Origin of the sequence: Bradyrhizobium sp. RD5-C2 (genome assembly GCF_019972155.1) — a bacterium.
Classification (GTDB): domain Bacteria; phylum Pseudomonadota; class Alphaproteobacteria; order Rhizobiales; family Xanthobacteraceae; genus Bradyrhizobium.
This window is the reverse complement of sequence record NZ_BOVL01000007.1, coordinates 347,050-363,677: the sequence shown is the minus strand read 5'-3', so window position 1 is coordinate 363,677 and position 16,628 is coordinate 347,050. Positions and strand designations below refer to the sequence as shown.

Here is a 16,628-nt window from a genome sequence, read left to right as displayed (position 1 = left end):
CGTCAGATGATTACCATCGAACCGACCTGGACGCCGGAGCGCGTCGACCAACTCAAGATCTACTTTGAAGCCGGCCTCTCCTGCCGCGACATCGCCGTCAATATCGGCGTCAGCCGCAATGCGGTGATCGGCAAGCTGTCGCGGCTGAACCTGACGCGCACGACGCCGGACGAACGCCGGGCCAGGCGGAAGAAATCCACCGCCCACGCCGCGCAACGGGCAACCGCGAAGCAGCAGCTCCGGTTACTTCAGGCGGTCTACGAACAAGTGCCCGACGATGCGCCGATCGTCAGCGCCAACAACTGCTCGCTGTTCGAGCTGAGCGAGCAGCGCTGCCGTTGGCCGATCAGCACACCCGGCGCCGATGATTTCTGCTTTTGCGGCAACACGCCGCTCGGCGGCATGCCCTATTGCTCCGGGCATTATCGCCTCGCCTATCAGGCGGGATCACGCCAGCGCGCGATCCGCGGGTAGCGTTTCGCGCGACGCGCACCGCGTTGAAGCGGGGAGCAGGTCCGGTTCTGATCGATCAGAACCGGACCGCTGATCACCCGACCTTCCAGCCGGTCGCCGCCACGATGCCCTGGTAGAACTCCGGCGTGTAGGCCTGCTCCGGGGTGTTGCGCACGCGCTCGTCGAGCAGATGCGCATCGTCACCGACCAGGATGCGCCAGCGATCGGCCTTCACGCCGTCGAGGATGATCTTGGCGGCGGCGGCGGCCGTCGTCGGTGCCTCGTCATGGAAGATACGCGCACGGTCGAGCGCGAGCTGCTGGATGTCGGCATCCGACATCTTGGCGACGTCGATGCCCTGCCCTTGCAGACGCTGGCGGGCCTGCCTGAGCTCGTCGGGATTGAGCTGGTCGGCGCCATTCTGCACCTTGCGCGAGTTCGACACGATCGAGGTGCCGATGTGGCCGGGCATCACGACCGAGCATTTGACGTGCGGCGCGTTGAGGCGGAGATCGTTGATCATAGCCTCCGTGAATCCCTTCACCGCGAACTTCGCCGCGCTGTAGGCGGTGTGCGATACGCCCATGCCGACCGAGGCCCAGAAGCCGTTGACGCTCGAGGTGTTGACGATGTGCGCCTCGTCGGCCTTCACCAGCAGCGGCAGGAAGGTGCGGACGCCGAGATAGACGCCACCCCAGCAGATGTTGAAGGTGCGCTCCCACTGCTCACGCGTGTTGGTGAACAGGCTGCCGCCACCGCCGATGCCGGCGTTGTTGAACAGCAAATGAATCTTGTCGGTCGCCTGCTGCTCGACCAGCTCATCGCGAAAGCGCTTGTAGTGGTCCTCGATCGAGACGTCGGCGACATGGGTGGTGATGCGCAGCCCCTGCGGCAGCTTCTCGACCTCGCACAGCCGCTTGGTCTCGGCCATCGCTTCCATCGAGACGTCGCACATCGCCACATTGCATCCTTCAGCAACGAGCTGCCGCGCCAGCTCGCGCCCCATGCCCGTGCCGCCACCGGTGATGACGGCAATCTTTCCGGCAAAATCCTTCATGTGAGATCCGTTCCTTCCTTGATTCTTCTTGCCCTGCTTGTTCTTGGTTTCGGCTGGAGCGCGGATCGCAGCCGCAGCCGCTTGGCTGCGGCACTCTACATCACCGAATTGTCGCGCAGCAACGGCGCCCACTCATCGCGCGCAAGTGTGCCGCCGGCAGCAGATCGAAATCATTCCGCGTAGCGAACAATCCGATATCGACAAGCGGAGACACTGCTCGTGCAGATCCGGAACAGAATGGTTGCAACAACGCTGATGGCGATCGCGGATCAGACAAGCGCAGAAGCGGCGTGGCACGATACATCGTCATCGCATGCGCGCTCTCAGATGCTGAGATGATGTCGCGCGATCTCGAACGCTTGTCCGCGAACCCCGTGAACGCCAGGTCGGAGCGCGGGACCGCTCGCGCGCTATTCGGCTGTCTCGATCTGCACAGGCGCGCGCCGCCGCAGAACGCCAGTGGCAACGCTCAAGACAAGCTTGAGCAGGCCGCGCCACGAGAAGTCGACGACAACTTCATGGTGCCGCAACCCCTTGCCGCCCTTCACCAGCCCGAGATCCCGGATCAAGCAGTAATGGCCGCTGCTCATCCGAGCCAGGCGGCTGTTCTTGAAGCGTCCCATGAGTAACGAGAATGCACTGCGGATCGATTCCGTCAAATCTTGACGGCGTCGAATCGGCGAGACGGTGTGAGCCCTGCTTGCGAGCAACTGTTTGCGACGGCCGCACGCGTCGCGATCGGCGGCCGGTGCCTTGAATCAAAAACCTCCGGCAGGGCATTGCCGGAGGTTTGGGAGGCTTAGCATGAGCTAAGAGCCATCATTCAATGTGTTGGCCGCCACGTATATAGTTTAGTAGATCAGGTAAGTAAATAAATTTGCCGCGAATGAATCGCATGGCACGTCTTCGTTGTTCGCCTGGACCGAAATGACGCAGCCAATCTTCCGCTACCTATTCCAGTCGAAGAAAAAACCCCGGCAGTTGCCTGCCGGGGTTCTGTCAGATCGTGATCAGATCAACTGGTATTACCAGTTGCGCTGAGCGCGGAAGAGCATCTGGACAGTGTCCTGATCCTTCAGCTCGTAGGTCGCGGTCGGCTTGCCGACAGCAGCAGCCGCCGTGGTGATCGTGCCGGCATACTTCTGGTCGAGGTGGACGTACGTCACGTCGGCCGAGAAGGTCAGGTTCTTGACCGGGGTCCAACGGGTGATCAAGCCGACCTGCGCGATGTTGTAGTCGGGGTTGCAGTTGGTCACGCCAGCGCCGCCACCGAAGGTGGTGCGGAACGTGCCACCGACGCCGCCGACGCCGCAGATGAGCGACTTAGCCGTGTCGTTGTACATGATCGCAGCGTAAGCACCGTAGATGCTGGTGTTCCAGTAGGGATCCCAGTTGTGGGTGTACGCACCGCGCATACCCCAGGTCTTGACGCTCTGCTGCTGACCACCAGGGCCAAACACCGTGTCAGGCGCAGTGCCGAAGCCGACGCTGCCATACGCACCCGGGAGGTTCGAACCACTGTAGATGGCGACCGAGCTGAACTGGCTGGCCAGTTCCTGGATGTTGTAACGGGTCGCACCGTCCGTGTAGACGCCCTGGATGTTGATGGTGTCGCCAGGTCCGGTCGGGATGTTCTTGATCGACAGGGCCAGCGCACCAGCCCAGCCCCACTTGTCGTCGGGATGACCGGTCAACTCGGTGCCGCCGTAGTAGGCTGCGTGGTTGTCATGCGCGGCGATCGACGCCTGGAAGATGCCCCAAGCCTGGTCGACCTTGAGCGCAGCGACGAAGTCCGGCGCGATCGTGCCAGCGTAGTCGCTCGAGCCGTAAGCACCGGCAACCGAGAGGTTGTTCACGCCAGCCTGCATGTAGGCAGCCTGGTCCTGCGCCGACAGAGCCAGCGACACGCCGTTGCCGAACTGTGCGGTGTAGGTGAACTGGTTGATGCCGTTGGTGGTGCTCACGCCGCCGACGAGACCGTCGTAGTTGTTGCCCGGATAACCGTTCCAAGGAGCAGCGAACTGCGAGACCGCCTTACCCATGGTGAAGCCGGCGAACTGGATGAAGGCGTAGTAGACGCCGACCGAACCAGCGGCAACGTTGCCCGAGCCAGCGTTGTTCGGCGCAGAGGACGTGCCGATCGGCGAATAGATCGTCGAACCGGCGGCAGCGCCCGGACCGTAGCTGTCCGTGGTCCAGGTGAACACCGCGTCGAAGTAGGTGCGGACCACGCCGTACTCGGTCGCGGTGCGGGTGTCGATGTTGAAGTCTTCACGCGAACGCCAAGTGTAGCCGTTGGTGAAGCGGTTGTTGGCACCGCTGGCGCCGTTGACGTTCGGGCCGTAGACGCTGTTGCCGTTCACAACCACGTCGGCACGAACGAAACCGCCCAGCTTGATGCAGGTGTCGGTGCCGGGGATGTAGTAGAAGCCCGGACCATAGAGAGAGCAAACCTTCACGTATTCGACCGCTTTGGCCTTAACGGGAAGATCGGCTGCCTGTGCCCCGCCGACCGCGACCAGCGCAGCGGCCGAGCCCAGAATAAGGCTCTTCGCCAATTTCATATTAAACCTCCAAGTTGCTCATATGCGTAGAGTCCGGGCCGCGAGCGCCCCGTGATCCTCCCGCATTGTCCAAGACCGTTTTCCCCAAACCTCGCACCCTCAGATCAATCTGTGAGTGCGACGGACTTGAACGATCACCGCAACGGGACGATCGAGATTCCCCTACCGCCGGGTTCAATATGCATGGGCGAGTTGCCCAATCAAAATAGTTTATAAAGTCAGGAATGCGAATGCGGCCACACTGTGTCCCGCCAGCAACGCTCGACGTAAGCCCCTTACCTGCATGGCCAATTTGTCGCACCCCAAAAAGTCCAATCGTCACACACGCATCATAATTGCATTACGTTCACTTGCCTTCCTGAGCGACTTACTAGAAAAAACGTCCCGTCGACGCCGGAATCAAGAAATAAATCAGCACAAAGCTGAGTCGGCACCTAGGGAAGGGGAAGCTGTGTCAGTGACCAGGAAGGATCAGGCGCGCCTGCGCGCCATCGAGAATCTCGACATCATCAAGCGCTTTACGCTCGAGATCTCGTCCATCAACTCGCATCTCGAACGGGTCCGCCAGCTCTGGGGCAAGGCGCTTGGCGTCAGCGGTCCGCAATGGATGATCCTGATTGCGATCTCGGACCTCGACAAGGATGACGGCGTGCCGATCAACGTGGTGTCGAAGCTGCTGCACGTCGATCCGTCGTTCGTGACCACGCAGTCCAAGCTGCTCGAGCAGAAGGAGCTGCTGCGCCGCGCGTCCTCGCCGGCCGATGCGCGCGTGGTCCGCCTGTCGCTGACCGACAAGACCCGAAAGCATCTGGCGGGCCTCGCCGACCAGCACAAGGCGTTCAAGAAGACCGTGTTCGAGGAATTCAGCGAGCCCGAACTGGCCGAGTTCACGGCCAAGCTTGCGATGCTCAACAACCGCATGGAAAAGGCATGCCTGATCGCCGCGATGGATCTCGAGACCTGACGATCGCCGCATCGGGTCGCAAACAACGCCCGAATGCTTTCAAAATCGCATGCTTTGAAAAATGGTCGGAGCGAGAGGATTTGAACCTCCGACCCCTAGTCTCCCAGACTAGTGCGCTAACCGGGCTGCGCCACGCTCCGATGCCGTTCCATTAGCTGCGATCCTGCGTTCGCGCAAGGCGGCGCAGGCGCTTAAAGGCTGCAATCCGGGGCCCGGTTCCCCATGGCAGCTTCCTTGGCTCAGCCGTCCTTCATCGCCGCATCGATCAGCTGCCGGCAGGCGACCAGCTCCTGCAGCGCGCGTTCGAGCTTTTCCCGGTCCACTGGAGGGACGGAGGGACGCACCGGCGGTGCGGCTGACGCCTTGCCCGGATGGGCGTGCGCCTTCTTGTAGGTCGACAGGATCGGGTCCTCGTCGGGATCGACGAATCGGTAGTCGATGCCCCCCTCGTCGCCGTCGCCCTCCTCGCCGTCGAAATCGAGGCCATCATTGCTCTCGAGATCGTCGGGCTCGGCCATGCTGTTGCCGACCGCCTCCTCGACCGCGCCGAACGAGACGGCGGCGGTCTGGTCCGCGATGCCCTGCACCGACTTGATGCCATGCTCCTTCAGTATCCGCTGCACGCCGCGGATGGTGTAGCCCTCGCCGTAGAGCAGCCGGCGGATGCCCTTGAGCAGGTCGACATCGTCGGGGCGATAATAGCGGCGTCCGCCGCTGCGCTTCATCGGCTTGATCTGCGCGAAGCGCGTTTCCCAGAATCTCAGCACATGCTGGGGAATATCGAGCTCATCTGCGACTTCGCTGATGGTACGGAACGCATCCGGCGCCTTGTCCAAATGCCCGCTCCTCTGGCTTCAATGCCCAGAGCCCCTTCCGTTCCGGTTGAATCGGAACGGGGCCCTCGATTCTAGTTTTGGCGCGTCTTCTTCACGCGAACCGGGTATCCACTTCGCTTGAAAACGCCCTAGTCGGCCTTGCTGCCGTCGCCATTGGTGACGACATGGCCGTTGATCCGCTGCTTCAGGATCGCCGACGGCTTGAACACCATCACACGCCGCGGCGAGATCGGCACCTCGGTGCCGGTCTTTGGATTGCGCCCGATACGCTGGCCCTTCTTGCGCACCATGAAGGAGCCGAATGAGGACAGCTTCACCGTCTCGCCCTTTTCCAGGCAATCGGTGATCTCCTTCAGCACCAACTCGACAAACGCCGACGATTCCGTGCGCGACAGACCTACCTTTTGGTAGACCGCCTCGCACAAATCGACGCGCGTCACTGTTTTTCCAGTTCCATTGGTCATCGCCTGCCCCGCACTCTCGGCGAACAATTTCTTGACTGAAATTAAAAGCTTAGCGCGCAATGGTCAACAGCGACCAGCATCCGCGCGCTGGAAAGATGCCGGCAACCTGCCGATACTCTTTGACGATGCGCTACCAGCGGACGAGCGCCGAGCCCCAGGTGAAGCCGCCGCCCATCGCCTCGAACAGCACCAGATCGCCCTTCTTGACCCGTCCGTCCTTCACAGCGACCGACAGCGCCAGCGGGATCGAGGCCGCGGAGGTGTTGCCGTGCTTGTCGACTGTCAAGACCACCTTCTGCGGCGCAATATGCAGCTTGTGGGCCGATGCATCGATGATTCGCTTGTTGGCCTGGTGCGGAATGAACCAGTTGATGTCGTCGGCGGTAAAGCCGGTGGCCTTGAATGCATCGACGATCACATCGGTGATCATGCCGACGGCGTGCTTGAATACCTCGCGGCCTTCCATCCGGAGATAACCGACCGTCTTGGTCGAGCCGGGACCGCCATCGACGAACAGCTTCGACTTGTGGCGTCCGTCCGAGCGCAAATGCGTCGTCAGCACGCCGGGATCGTCCGTCGTGCCGGAATGCTGCTGCGCTTCCAGCACCACCGCGCCGGCGCCGTCGCCGAACAGCACGCAGGTGCCGCGGTCGTTCCAGTCGAGGATGCGCGAGAAGGTTTCGGCGCCGATCACCAGCGCCCGCTTGTGGGCGCCGGCGCGCAGGAAATTGTCCGCGGTGGTCAGCGCAAACACGAAGCCGGAGCACACCGCCTGCAGATCGAACGCGACGCCGTGGTTGATGCCGAGCGCGTGCTGGACCGCGACCGCGGTCGCCGGAAAGGTGTTGTCGGGCGTCGAGGTCGCCAGCACGATCAGGTCGATCGACTGGGCGTCGATCTTGGCATCGGCGAGCGCGGCGCGCGCGGCATTGATCGCGAGATGCGAGGTGAACTCGTCATCGGCCGCGATGTGCCGCTCGCTGATACCGGTGCGCTGCACGATCCAGTCATCCGACGTATCGATGCGCTGAGCCAGTTCGGCATTGGTCAAAACCCGCTCCGGCAAATATGAGCCGCAGCCGAGCACTACCGAACGTATCGTAGTCACGAGACAGCCTCCTGCGCGGTCTGCGCCTTTGCCAGGGCGCCGCCGTCACGGTTGAGCATCTGATTGATCTTGGTGAGGAGATCGTAGTGGGCCATCTCATAGCCAACATCCACCGCATAGGCAAAGCCTTCCGCGTTGGTGCCGCCATGGCTCTTGACCACCACGCCGTTCAGGCCGAGCAGCAGGCCGCCATTCGACTTGTTGGGATCGAGCTTGTCGCGCAGCTTCTGGAACGCGCCGCGGGCAAACAGGTAACCGATCCGCGCCAGCAAGCTCGACGACATCGCCTCGCGCAACAGCGTGAACATCTGGCGCGCGGTTCCCTCGGCGGCCTTGAGCGCGATATTGCCGCTGAAGCCTTCCGACACGATGACGTCAGCGAGCCCCTTGCCGATCGCATCGCCCTCGACAAAGCCGATATAGTTGAACTGCGGCGCGTTCATCGCGCGCAGCATCTCGGCGGCCTCGCGGATTTCCCCGTGGCCCTTGATCTCCTCGGACCCGATATTGAGCAGGCCGACGGTCGGCCGCTCGAGATTGAACAGCACGCTCGCCATCGCGCTGCCCATCACCGCGAGCGTTGCCAGATGGCGGGCGTCGCCGCCGATCGAGGCTCCGAGATCGAGCACCACCGAATCGCCTCGCAGCGTCGGCCACGCCGCAGCGAGCGCCGGGCGGTCGACGCCCGGCAACGTCCGCAGATTGATACTGCCCATCGCCATCAGCGCGCCTGAATTACCCGCAGAGACCGCAACGTCGGCCTCGCCGTGCTTCACCGCATCGATCGCCAGCCACATCGACGACGCCCTGCGGGTCCGCCGCAGCGCCTGGCTCGGCTTCTCGTCATTCTTCACCGCGACGTCGGTATGGATCACCTTCGATACCGCCTTCAGCGCAGGATGTTTCGCAAGCTCCGGCTCGATCTGGGCGCGGTCTCCGACCAGCAGGAATTCGCTGTCGGGATGACGGCTCAACGAGATCGCGGCGCCGGGAATGACCACCGATGCGCCGACATCGCCCCCCATGGCGTCAAGCGCGATTCGAACCTTATGAGGCATGAACGTCCCGGAAGCCTGCTCTCCCACAGCCCTTCAGATGAAGACCGCGAGCTTGAAGTCACCGCCGTCAACGGCGCGCGGCGAAACACGAACTCGCGTCCCCGCCGGGCCGCGACAATAGCGTGTCCGCGGTCCGACACAACCTCTTGACCACAAACAACCGAGGCGCCGAACCGTCACGCAACACATCAAGGCATACCAGAAATACGTTACATTTCAAACTATTATGACGCATACTTGAAGTAACCGGGAATACCCCTCGCGCAGGCCCGCAGGCAAGCCATCCCCTCAAATGTTGGCGCTGGCTTCCCTCGGCTTCCCTCAACTCCCCTTCGGCTTCTTGCCGTCGGCCTTGTCCTTCAGTGCCTTCAGCGCGGCAAAGGGATGATTTTCCGGATCAGGCGCCTCAACCTCTTGTTCAAAGACCGCATCCGCCTTCCGCGGATGGGGGTCGATGCCGAGAAACAGCGCATCAGTGGCGAGCCGGCCGATGTCGATGAAGCCGCCGACGATCGGCTCCGGCGGGTCCGGGGTCTCCTCGTCGCTTTCCTCGGCGTCATCGACGAGGTCGGCCATCTCCGGGATCTGCTCCGGCGGCGCGAACACCACATCGATCGGCTCAATGACCTCGCTCTCGATCGGATCGAGCGTCACCACGCAGGTCTGCCCAACCCTCGCCTGAACCCTGCCGGTGACATGGTAGCTGCCGTCGCGCTTGGGCTGCAGATCGAACTCGGCATGTGCCGAGACGACCTCGCGCAACTCGGCGACCTCGGCCATCGCCTTGCGCGTCGCCTCGTCGGCCACGATCTCGCGATGCAGCCCGGTATCCGGAATCTGCGCGACATTGACGAGAACGCGCCAGGGGTCCCGAGCGGCATCTGATCGCCCTGTGCTGCCGCCGCTCATGCCGTGGTCCTCGCAGCTTGCGGCGCTTGGAAACGCCATGCACCCTTGGTCAGCGCCGCGAGGTCGGCGCGCGCCAACTCGGCCATCGCCTGGCGCGCATAGACGGCCAGCTCGCGGGCCTTGTCGATGTTCTGACCATTGAGGATGTTCTTGCAGAACGACTGCGCCAAGGCTTCGTCGCCGTCGGTCAGCGCCAGGTCGTAGGCCGCGGTACGGCCATAGAAGGCCTCGCCGAACGCCTGCATCCGCTTCGGCACCGTCAGGTCGCCGACGCCCATTTCCCTGAGATTGTCGTCCATGTCGATACAGAAATGATCGAACAGGGCCTGGGACAGCTCCACGCCGCCTTCCGCGGATTTCAATCGCCGCAGCACCACCCACAGATGCATCAGAAGCAGGTCAAAACGGCCATTAACCGTGTCCGGAACGCCCAAGTCACGGTAAAACAACGGTTCTCGCGCCTGCGTCACGATCATGCCATAGATGGTCTCAATGGTGCTGCGCGCGGGCACCCGGGGTCTTCTGAAGTGATTGAACGGCCAAAGCATAGCGGGTTCCGGCTGCCGGTCCCCAAAGGGACGCCTGTTGAGGGGGCGCCCGTCGGACGCCGGCATGATTGCAATCCATTGAGCTGCCCGGTACGTCAATGCCCCGGCCGATGCAAGAGGACGGATCAGATCCGCCGATGAACCACACCCTTTCACGACAGTCTCGCACGGCTTCCGCGCGCGGGTTCCTTTCGCGCTTCCGCGCCATCGCGGTCGTTGGTCTGTTCTGCGCGGCTGCGCTCGGCGGCTGCGCCGGCGAGCAATTCCAGAAGGGCTACATCCTGCCCGACGGCGCGCTCGAGCAGATTCCGATCGGCGCGAGCCAGGATCAGGTGCTGATCGTGCTCGGCACGCCCTCGACGGTCGCAACGCTCGACGGCGAGGTGTTCTATTACATCTCGCAGCGGACCTCGCGTCCGGTCGCCTTCATGAACCAGCGCGTGGTCGACCAGCGCGTCATCGCGGTCTATTTCGACAAGAACCGCCAGGTGCGCCGGCTCGCCAATTACGGCCTGAAGGACGGCAAGATCTTCGACTTCGTCAGCCGCAGCACGCCGACGTCGGGCCAGGAAATGTCCTACCTGACACCGCTCTTCAAGCTGCTGAGCTTCAACTAGAGCTTAAGGACTGCGCCAGTTTGTCGCTTGCCCCACGGGCAAGCGGTCCCCTAGGCTTGCTCGCAAACAAGAAGCCTGAGCAGGGGGTAAGCGCGTGAGAGCGAAGAGATTTTCCCGTCGTACGGTATTGTCGGGCACGGCCGCGTTGGCGGCCGCGTCGATCCTGCCACGCGCCAGTCTCGGAGCCGGCGACTGGCGGCCGACGGAAACGGTTCGGATCATCGTGCCGGCCGCGGCCGGCGGCTCGACCGACGTGATGGGGCGGCTCTTGGCGGCGCATTTGCAGCCGCTCTGGGGCCAGTCGGTCGTGGTGGAAAATCGCTCCGGCGCCGGCGGCACCATCGGCACCGCGGAGGTTGCCCGCAGCAAAGGCGACGGCCACACCATCCTGATCGGCAATCCCGGCCCGAACGCGATTGCCTTCAGCATCTTCAGGAACCTGACCTACAAGGCCGACCAGTTGCAGGCGGTCTCCAACATGATCCGGATCCCGAACATCGTCTCGGCGCATCCATCGACCGGCATCAAGTCAATTCCCGAACTGATCGCCTATCTGAAGAAGAACCCGGACAAGCTGACCTACGGCTCGTCCGGCACCGGGCAGAGCCCTCACCTCACCGGCGCCTGGTTCCTGCAGCTCACCGGGCTGAAGATGACGCATGTGCCGTTCCGCGGCGCAGGCCCCGCATTGCAGGCCGGGCTCGCCGGCGACATCCAGATCCTGTTCGATAATCTCTATCCGTCGCTGCCGCAGGTGCAGGATGGCAAGCTCAACGGGCTCTGCGTCACGACGACCGAGCGCAGCGAGTCCGCACCCAATCTGCCTGTGATGCGCGAGGGCGCGCCGGAGCTCGCCAAATTCGACGTCGCGTCCTGGTTCGGCGTGTTCCTGCCGAAGACTGCGCCGGCGCCCGTGGTCGACGAGCTGAACCGTCAGATCAAGGCGATGCTGGAGCGCGACGACGTCAGGAAGAACATCAGTGGCATGGGCGCCCGCGCCGACTTCGGCACGCCGCAGCAATTCGCCGATTTCGTCGATGCCGAGACGAAGAAGTTCGCCGCCATCATCGAGAAGGAAGGCTTGCAGATGGAGGTGAAGTGACGGCACAGCCGTCATTCCGGGCGATGCGAAGCATCGAACCCGGAATCTCGAGATTCCGGGTTCGGGCCTGCGGACCGCCCCGGAATGACAGGAAGAGCACGGTGCGGCTCATGCTACGATGACTTGTTGATCTTCTTGATCTTGGCGTCGGTTGCTTCCATCGACATCGCCAGCTCCATGATCGCCTGCGACAGCAGCTCGATGGCCTCCTTCTGATCCTGCGACTTGGAGGCGCGGAGCGCATAGTTCCGTGCGGATGAGAGCGACATCGATTGATCTCCGTTCTGTTCGCGTCTGGTTGTCGGCAGATATCGTTGGCGGAAAGCCGATCAATCCGGCAGTACACCGAACCAAGTCCATGCAAAACAAAAACCCCGCGGCTCGCACCGCGGGGTTTTGCATTCCTTCGTTTCGCGCCGCTCAGTGCGCCAAGGACTTAGTGCGCCAAAATCGCCAGCAGCAGCAACGCCACGATGTTGGTGATCTTGATCATCGGGTTGACCGCCGGGCCCGCCGTATCCTTGTAGGGATCGCCGACGGTGTCGCCGGTCACCGCGGACTTGTGGGCGTCAGAGCCCTTGCCGCCGTAGTGGCCGTCCTCGATGTACTTCTTGGCGTTGTCCCATGCGCCGCCGCCCGAGGTCATCGAGATCGCGACGAACAGGCCGGTGACGATGACGCCGAGCAGCATGGCGCCGACCGCGGAGAACGCCGCCGACTTGCCCGCCGCGCCGCCGCCCGCGATCGCATAGATCAGGAAGTAGACGACGATCGGCGACAGCACCGGCAGCAGCGACGGGATGATCATCTCCTTGATCGCCGCCTTGGTCAGCAGGTCGACCGCCTTGCCGTAGTCCGGCTTGTCGGTGCCCTGCATGATGCCGGGCTTCTCGCGGAACTGACGGCGCACCTCTTCAACGATTGCGCTGGCGGCACGTCCCACCGCCGTCATGCCCATCGCGCCGAACAGATACGGCAGCAGGCCGCCGAACAGCAGGCCGACCACGACGTAGGGGTTGTTGAGCGAGAAGTCGGGATTGACCCCCTTGAAGTAGAGGTGGTTGGCGGAGTCTGCGATGAAGAATTTGAGGTCCTCATTATAGGCCGCAAACAGCACCAGCGCACCGAGACCGGCGGAGCCGATCGCGTAGCCCTTGGTCACCGCCTTGGTGGTGTTGCCGACCGCATCGAGCGCGTCGGTCGACTTGCGCACCTCCTTGGGCAGACCCGCCATCTCGGCGATGCCGCCGGCGTTGTCGGTGACCGGGCCGAAGGCGTCGAGCGCGACGATCATGCCGGCCAGGGCCAGCATGGTGGCGGTGGCGATCGCGATACCGAACAGGCCGGCCAGGCTGTAGGTGACCAGGATGCCGGCGATGATGACGATCGCAGGCAGTGCGGTCGCCTCCATCGAGATCGCGAGGCCCTGGATCACGTTGGTGCCGTGACCGGTGACGGACGCCGCCGCAATCGACTTCACCGGGCGATAATCGGTGCCGGTGTAGTACTCGGTGATCCAGATGATCAGGCCGGTGACGACGAGACCGACCACGCCGCACTCGAACAGCGCCATGCCGGTGAAGCTGACGCCATCGAGCTTGCCGAATCCGATCAGCCAGTTGATCACGGCCGCGACGCCGACCAGCGACAGGATGCCGGTGGCGATCAGGCCCTTGTACAGTGCACCCATGATCGACTGGCTGGCGCCGAGCTTGACGAAGAAGGTGCCGATGATCGAGGTGATGATGCAGATGCCGCCGATCGCGAGCGGCAACGTCATCATGTTCACCAGGATCGGCGTCTTGGCGAAGAAGATCGCCGCGAGCACCATGGTGGCGACCGCGGTCACCGCGTAGGTCTCGAACAGGTCGGCCGCCATGCCGGCGCAGTCGCCGACATTGTCGCCGACGTTGTCGGCGATGGTGGCCGGGTTGCGCGGATCGTCCTCGGGGATGCCGGCCTCGACCTTGCCGACGAGGTCGCCGCCGACGTCAGCACCCTTGGTGAAGATGCCGCCGCCGAGACGGGCAAAGATCGAGATCAGCGAAGCGCCGAAGCCGAGTGCCACCATGGCATCGACCACGGTGCGGCTGCCGGCTTCCAGCCCCATGAACTTGACCAGCACCATGAAGTAGATGGTGACGCCAAGCAATGCGAGACCGGCAACCAGCATGCCGGTGATCGCACCCGCCTTGAAGGCGAGCTCGAGGCCGCCGGCGAGCGAAGTGGTCGCCGCCTGCGCGGTGCGGACGTTGGCGCGCACCGAGACGTTCATGCCGATGAAGCCGGCCGCACCCGACAGGATGGCGCCGATCGCAAAGCCGATCGCCACCAGAAGGCCAAGGAAGTAGGCCAGCACCACGAAGATCACGATACCGACCATGCCGATCGTCGTGTATTGCCGCCGCAGATAGGCTTGTGCGCCCTCGCGCACCGCGCCCGCGATTTCCTGCATGCGGGCACTGCCCGCATCCGCGTTCAAGACCGACTGCGTCGCCCAGATCGCGTAGACGATGGAAAGCGCCCCGCAGAGCACAATCAACCATAAAGCTGTCATTGAATGTTGCCTCAGATCCTTGATGTAACCCCCGCGCCTTCTTTGTGCCGCTAGGGGGCGGCAGGCGCTTATTTTGCGAGGACAATCCTCCCCAAAAACGGATTGCCTCAAATCGGGCGCGACCTTGCCAAAATCGTTACCGCTGTGCAACGCCACCTACGGCCGAAAACGCCGATATTGGCAGCTATTTAGAAGGAAAGTCGGCGCGTTTCGGCCGGACGTTCTAGAAATGGCTGTAGGACAGCCGCTCCAGCGCCAGTTCCCGGCCCTGTCCGTCGAGGAAGCTCGGCGGTGACAAGCCTGCAATGAGACCGCCGATGGCGGTGACAGCGACCTTGGCTTGCCGTGCCTCCCGCACAAAGGCGTCTGCGCGATCGCCCGGGACCGCGCACAAGAGTTCGTAGTCATCGCCGCCGGCGACCAGCGTCTCGATCCCGATCGCCTTGCGCGCGAGCAGCCCCGCGGCCGCCGGCGACAATGGGATGCTCGGCACGTTGATCACGGCCGTCACGCCGCTGGCTGCGCAAAGCTTGGCCAGATCGCCGGCGAGACCGTCGGACACGTCCATTGCCGCGCTGGCGTAACTGCGGACGGCCTTGGCAAGGGCGTTGCGCGGCTGCGGAACACGGTAGCGGGCTGCAAGAAAATCCCGGCCGGCGGCATCATCCGCCAGCGCCGCCGCGACCGGGCCACCCCGGAGCACATCGAGGCCGAGCGCGGCATCCCCGATCGTGCCGGTCACGAACACGCGGTCGCCGGCCCTTGCCCCCGCGCGGTGCACCATCTTGCCCTGCGGCAGCCGCCCGAACGCGGTGATCGAGATCATCAGCGGCCCCGGCGTCGAGACCGTGTCGCCGCCGAGCAGCGGGCAGCCATAATGGCTGGCGTCCTCGCCGAGCGCGCGGGCAAACGGCTTGAGCCAGGCCTCCTCGGCGTGGCGCAGCGCCAGCGTCAGCACGAAGCCGGCCGGCGCTGCCCCCTTGGCCGCGACGTCGGACAGGTTCACCCGCAGCGCCTTGCGCGCCAGCGTGTCGGGCGGATCATCGGCAAGGAAATGCACACCCTCAACGATCGCGTCCGTGGTGACCACGATGTCCTCGCCGGCCGCCCGCAGCGCGGCAGCATCGTCGTTGAGCCCTAACGCGCCGGGGTCCGTCGCCAGCGGCTTGAAATACCGCGCGATGAGGGAGTCTTCGCCGGAGGGAATGTCGTGACGCTCTGGCATATCGCGCGCGTTCCCCTCAGCTGTCATCGCCCGGCTTGACCGGGCGATCCAGTACGCCGCGGAAGCTGTTGTTGCCAATAACCGCCGCGGCGTACTGGATCACCCGCATGCGCGGGTGATGACGGCGGAATACGTGGTTTAGCTCCGCACAAACTCGTCGCCGCGGAACTGGCGTGCGATCTGGTCGAGCACGGCGTTGACCATGCCGGTCTCGTCCTTCTCGACAAAGGCGTGCGCGACGTCGACATATTCGGAAACCACCACGCGACCCGGCACGTCGCGGCGGTGCTCGAGCTCGTAGGACCCGGCGCGAAGCACCGCGCGCAAAATCGCGTCGATCCGCTTCAGCGGCCAGCCCTTGGACAGCGCCTCGTCGATCAGCGGATCGAGCTTGGCCTGGTCGCGCACCACGCCAGAGACGACGTCGCGGAAGAACGCCGCTTCCGCCGGCAGGTACTTCTCGCCCTCGACCTCGTTGCCGAGCCAGTGGCTCTCGAACTCGGCGAAGATGTCGTTGATGCCCGCGCCGCCAATGTCCATCTGGTACAGCGCCTGCACGGCCGCGAGCCGTGCCGCGCCGCGTCGGTTGGCTTTCCTGTCGGGGGCTTTCGCGGGCTTCTTGTTGTCAGCCATGGTCAGGCCTTTGCCAGACGGCGTTTGATCCGCAGCATCGCGATCGCCGCGCGCGCGGCGTCGCCGCCCTTGTTCAACTCGCTGGCACGCGCCCGCGCCCAGGCCTGCGCCTCGGTGTTGACGGTGAGGATGCCGTTGCCGAGCGGGAATTTCCGGTTCACGGCCAGATCCATCAATCCGCGCGAGGATTCCTGCGAGACGATCTCGAAATGGATGGTGTCGCCGCGCACCACGCAGCCGAGCGCGATCGCCGCGTCATAGGGCTTGCCGTTCGCCGCTGCGGCATCGATCGCAATCGCGATCGCGGCCGGAATCTCAAGCGCGCCCGGCACCGTGATCACGTCGTGGCTGGCGCCGGCCGTCTTCAGCTCGGCGAGCGCGCCTTCCAGCAGCGCATCCTGGATGTCGTCATAAAACCGGGCCTCCACGATCAGCACGCGTGCGCCTGTGATGTCGGTCTGGTCCTTCAGGGGTGCGCGCCGCGCGTCAGCCATTTAGGTATCCATTTCATTTTGTTGACATTCACCGATAAT

Annotated in this window: 18 protein-coding genes and 1 tRNA gene; 5 read left to right on the top strand and 14 right to left on the bottom strand. The window is 63.6% G+C overall.

Annotated elements, in window-relative coordinates:
* Positions 1-6 precede the first annotated feature (6 nt).
* Positions 7-474: a GcrA family cell cycle regulator gene (locus BraRD5C2_RS07340; protein ID WP_223967611.1), complete on the top strand. Its 468-nt coding sequence runs from the start codon at positions 7-9 to the stop codon at positions 472-474.
* Positions 475-547: 73 nt separating this feature from the next.
* On the opposite strand, the gene BraRD5C2_RS07335 is transcribed toward BraRD5C2_RS07340, so the two are convergent.
* On the bottom strand, positions 548-1,510 hold the full coding sequence (locus tag BraRD5C2_RS07335; protein ID WP_223967610.1) for an SDR family oxidoreductase: 963 nt from the start codon (positions 1,508-1,510) through the stop codon (positions 548-550).
* A gap of 290 nt (positions 1,511-1,800) precedes the next feature.
* Here BraRD5C2_RS07335 and BraRD5C2_RS39635 point away from each other — a divergent pair, with 290 nt between their 5' ends.
* Positions 1,801-2,139 carry a hypothetical protein gene (locus BraRD5C2_RS39635; protein WP_374707965.1) on the top strand — a complete coding sequence of 113 codons (339 nt, stop codon included), beginning with the start codon at positions 1,801-1,803 and terminating at the stop codon, positions 2,137-2,139.
* 396 nt (positions 2,140-2,535) lie between these two features.
* On the opposite strand, the gene BraRD5C2_RS07325 is transcribed toward BraRD5C2_RS39635, so the two are convergent.
* Entirely contained in the window at positions 2,536-4,074 is a 1,539-nt protein-coding gene (locus BraRD5C2_RS07325) for a porin (protein WP_223967609.1), read from the bottom strand.
* Positions 4,075-4,525: 451 nt separating this feature from the next.
* On the opposite strand from BraRD5C2_RS07325, the gene BraRD5C2_RS07320 reads away from it, so the two are divergent.
* Positions 4,526-5,038, top strand: coding sequence for a MarR family winged helix-turn-helix transcriptional regulator (locus BraRD5C2_RS07320; protein WP_223967608.1), 513 nt, complete (start codon positions 4,526-4,528; stop codon positions 5,036-5,038).
* A 62-nt stretch (positions 5,039-5,100) separates the two neighbouring features.
* Here the strand turns inward: BraRD5C2_RS07320 and BraRD5C2_RS07315 are convergent.
* From BraRD5C2_RS07315 to BraRD5C2_RS07285, 7 genes are all read right to left on the bottom strand, one after another.
* Positions 5,101-5,178, bottom strand: a tRNA-Pro gene (locus BraRD5C2_RS07315).
* Positions 5,179-5,277: 99 nt separating this feature from the next.
* The gene (locus BraRD5C2_RS07310) at positions 5,278-5,874 is read right to left on the bottom strand and encodes a MerR family transcriptional regulator (protein WP_223967607.1); all 597 of its coding nucleotides are present in this window, start codon (positions 5,872-5,874) and stop codon (positions 5,278-5,280) included.
* A gap of 128 nt (positions 5,875-6,002) precedes the next feature.
* Entirely contained in the window at positions 6,003-6,338 is a 336-nt protein-coding gene (locus BraRD5C2_RS07305) for an integration host factor subunit alpha (protein ID WP_223967606.1), read from the bottom strand.
* Between the two features lie 130 nt (positions 6,339-6,468).
* On the bottom strand, positions 6,469-7,446 hold the full coding sequence (locus tag BraRD5C2_RS07300; protein WP_223967605.1) for a beta-ketoacyl-ACP synthase III: 978 nt from the start codon (positions 7,444-7,446) through the stop codon (positions 6,469-6,471).
* Complete coding sequence (gene plsX, locus BraRD5C2_RS07295; RefSeq protein ID WP_223967604.1) at positions 7,443-8,504, bottom strand: phosphate acyltransferase PlsX; 1,062 nt, start codon at positions 8,502-8,504, stop codon at positions 7,443-7,445. The genes BraRD5C2_RS07300 and plsX overlap by 4 nt, the downstream gene beginning before the upstream one ends.
* 321 nt (positions 8,505-8,825) lie before the next feature.
* Positions 8,826-9,413: a YceD family protein gene (locus BraRD5C2_RS07290; RefSeq protein ID WP_223967603.1), complete on the bottom strand. Its 588-nt coding sequence runs from the start codon at positions 9,411-9,413 to the stop codon at positions 8,826-8,828.
* On the bottom strand, positions 9,410-9,961 hold the full coding sequence (locus BraRD5C2_RS07285; RefSeq protein WP_223967602.1) for a ubiquinol-cytochrome C chaperone family protein: 552 nt from the start codon (positions 9,959-9,961) through the stop codon (positions 9,410-9,412). The genes BraRD5C2_RS07290 and BraRD5C2_RS07285 overlap by 4 nt, the downstream gene beginning before the upstream one ends.
* A 137-nt stretch (positions 9,962-10,098) precedes the next feature.
* Between BraRD5C2_RS07285 and BraRD5C2_RS07280 the strand changes: the two genes are divergently transcribed.
* Together BraRD5C2_RS07280 and BraRD5C2_RS07275 are read left to right on the top strand one after the other, a co-directional pair.
* Complete coding sequence (locus BraRD5C2_RS07280; protein ID WP_223967601.1) at positions 10,099-10,578, top strand: outer membrane protein assembly factor BamE; 480 nt, start codon at positions 10,099-10,101, stop codon at positions 10,576-10,578.
* Between the two features lie 94 nt (positions 10,579-10,672).
* Positions 10,673-11,680, top strand: a complete 1,008-nt coding sequence (locus tag BraRD5C2_RS07275) for a Bug family tripartite tricarboxylate transporter substrate binding protein (protein WP_223967600.1) — start codon at positions 10,673-10,675, stop codon at positions 11,678-11,680.
* 113 nt (positions 11,681-11,793) lie between these two features.
* Here BraRD5C2_RS07275 and BraRD5C2_RS07270 read toward each other — a convergent pair whose 3' ends face one another.
* The 5 genes from BraRD5C2_RS07270 to ribH all read right to left on the bottom strand — a co-directional run bounded on the left by BraRD5C2_RS07270 (position 11,794) and on the right by ribH (position 16,589).
* On the bottom strand, positions 11,794-11,949 hold the full coding sequence (locus BraRD5C2_RS07270; protein WP_223967599.1) for a hypothetical protein: 156 nt from the start codon (positions 11,947-11,949) through the stop codon (positions 11,794-11,796).
* Positions 11,950-12,116: 167 nt separating this feature from the next.
* Positions 12,117-14,237, bottom strand: a complete 2,121-nt coding sequence (locus BraRD5C2_RS07265) for a sodium-translocating pyrophosphatase (protein WP_223967598.1) — start codon at positions 14,235-14,237, stop codon at positions 12,117-12,119.
* A gap of 223 nt (positions 14,238-14,460) precedes the next feature.
* On the bottom strand, positions 14,461-15,462 hold the full coding sequence (gene thiL / locus BraRD5C2_RS07260) for a thiamine-phosphate kinase (protein WP_223967597.1): 1,002 nt from the start codon (positions 15,460-15,462) through the stop codon (positions 14,461-14,463).
* 138 nt (positions 15,463-15,600) lie between these two features.
* A complete protein-coding gene (nusB, locus tag BraRD5C2_RS07255; RefSeq protein WP_097673462.1) occupies positions 15,601-16,095 on the bottom strand; it encodes a transcription antitermination factor NusB in 495 nt (164 codons plus the stop codon).
* 2 nt (positions 16,096-16,097) lie between these two features.
* Entirely contained in the window at positions 16,098-16,589 is a 492-nt protein-coding gene (gene ribH / locus BraRD5C2_RS07250; RefSeq protein WP_223967596.1) for a 6,7-dimethyl-8-ribityllumazine synthase, read from the bottom strand.
* Positions 16,590-16,628: the final 39 nt, after the last annotated feature.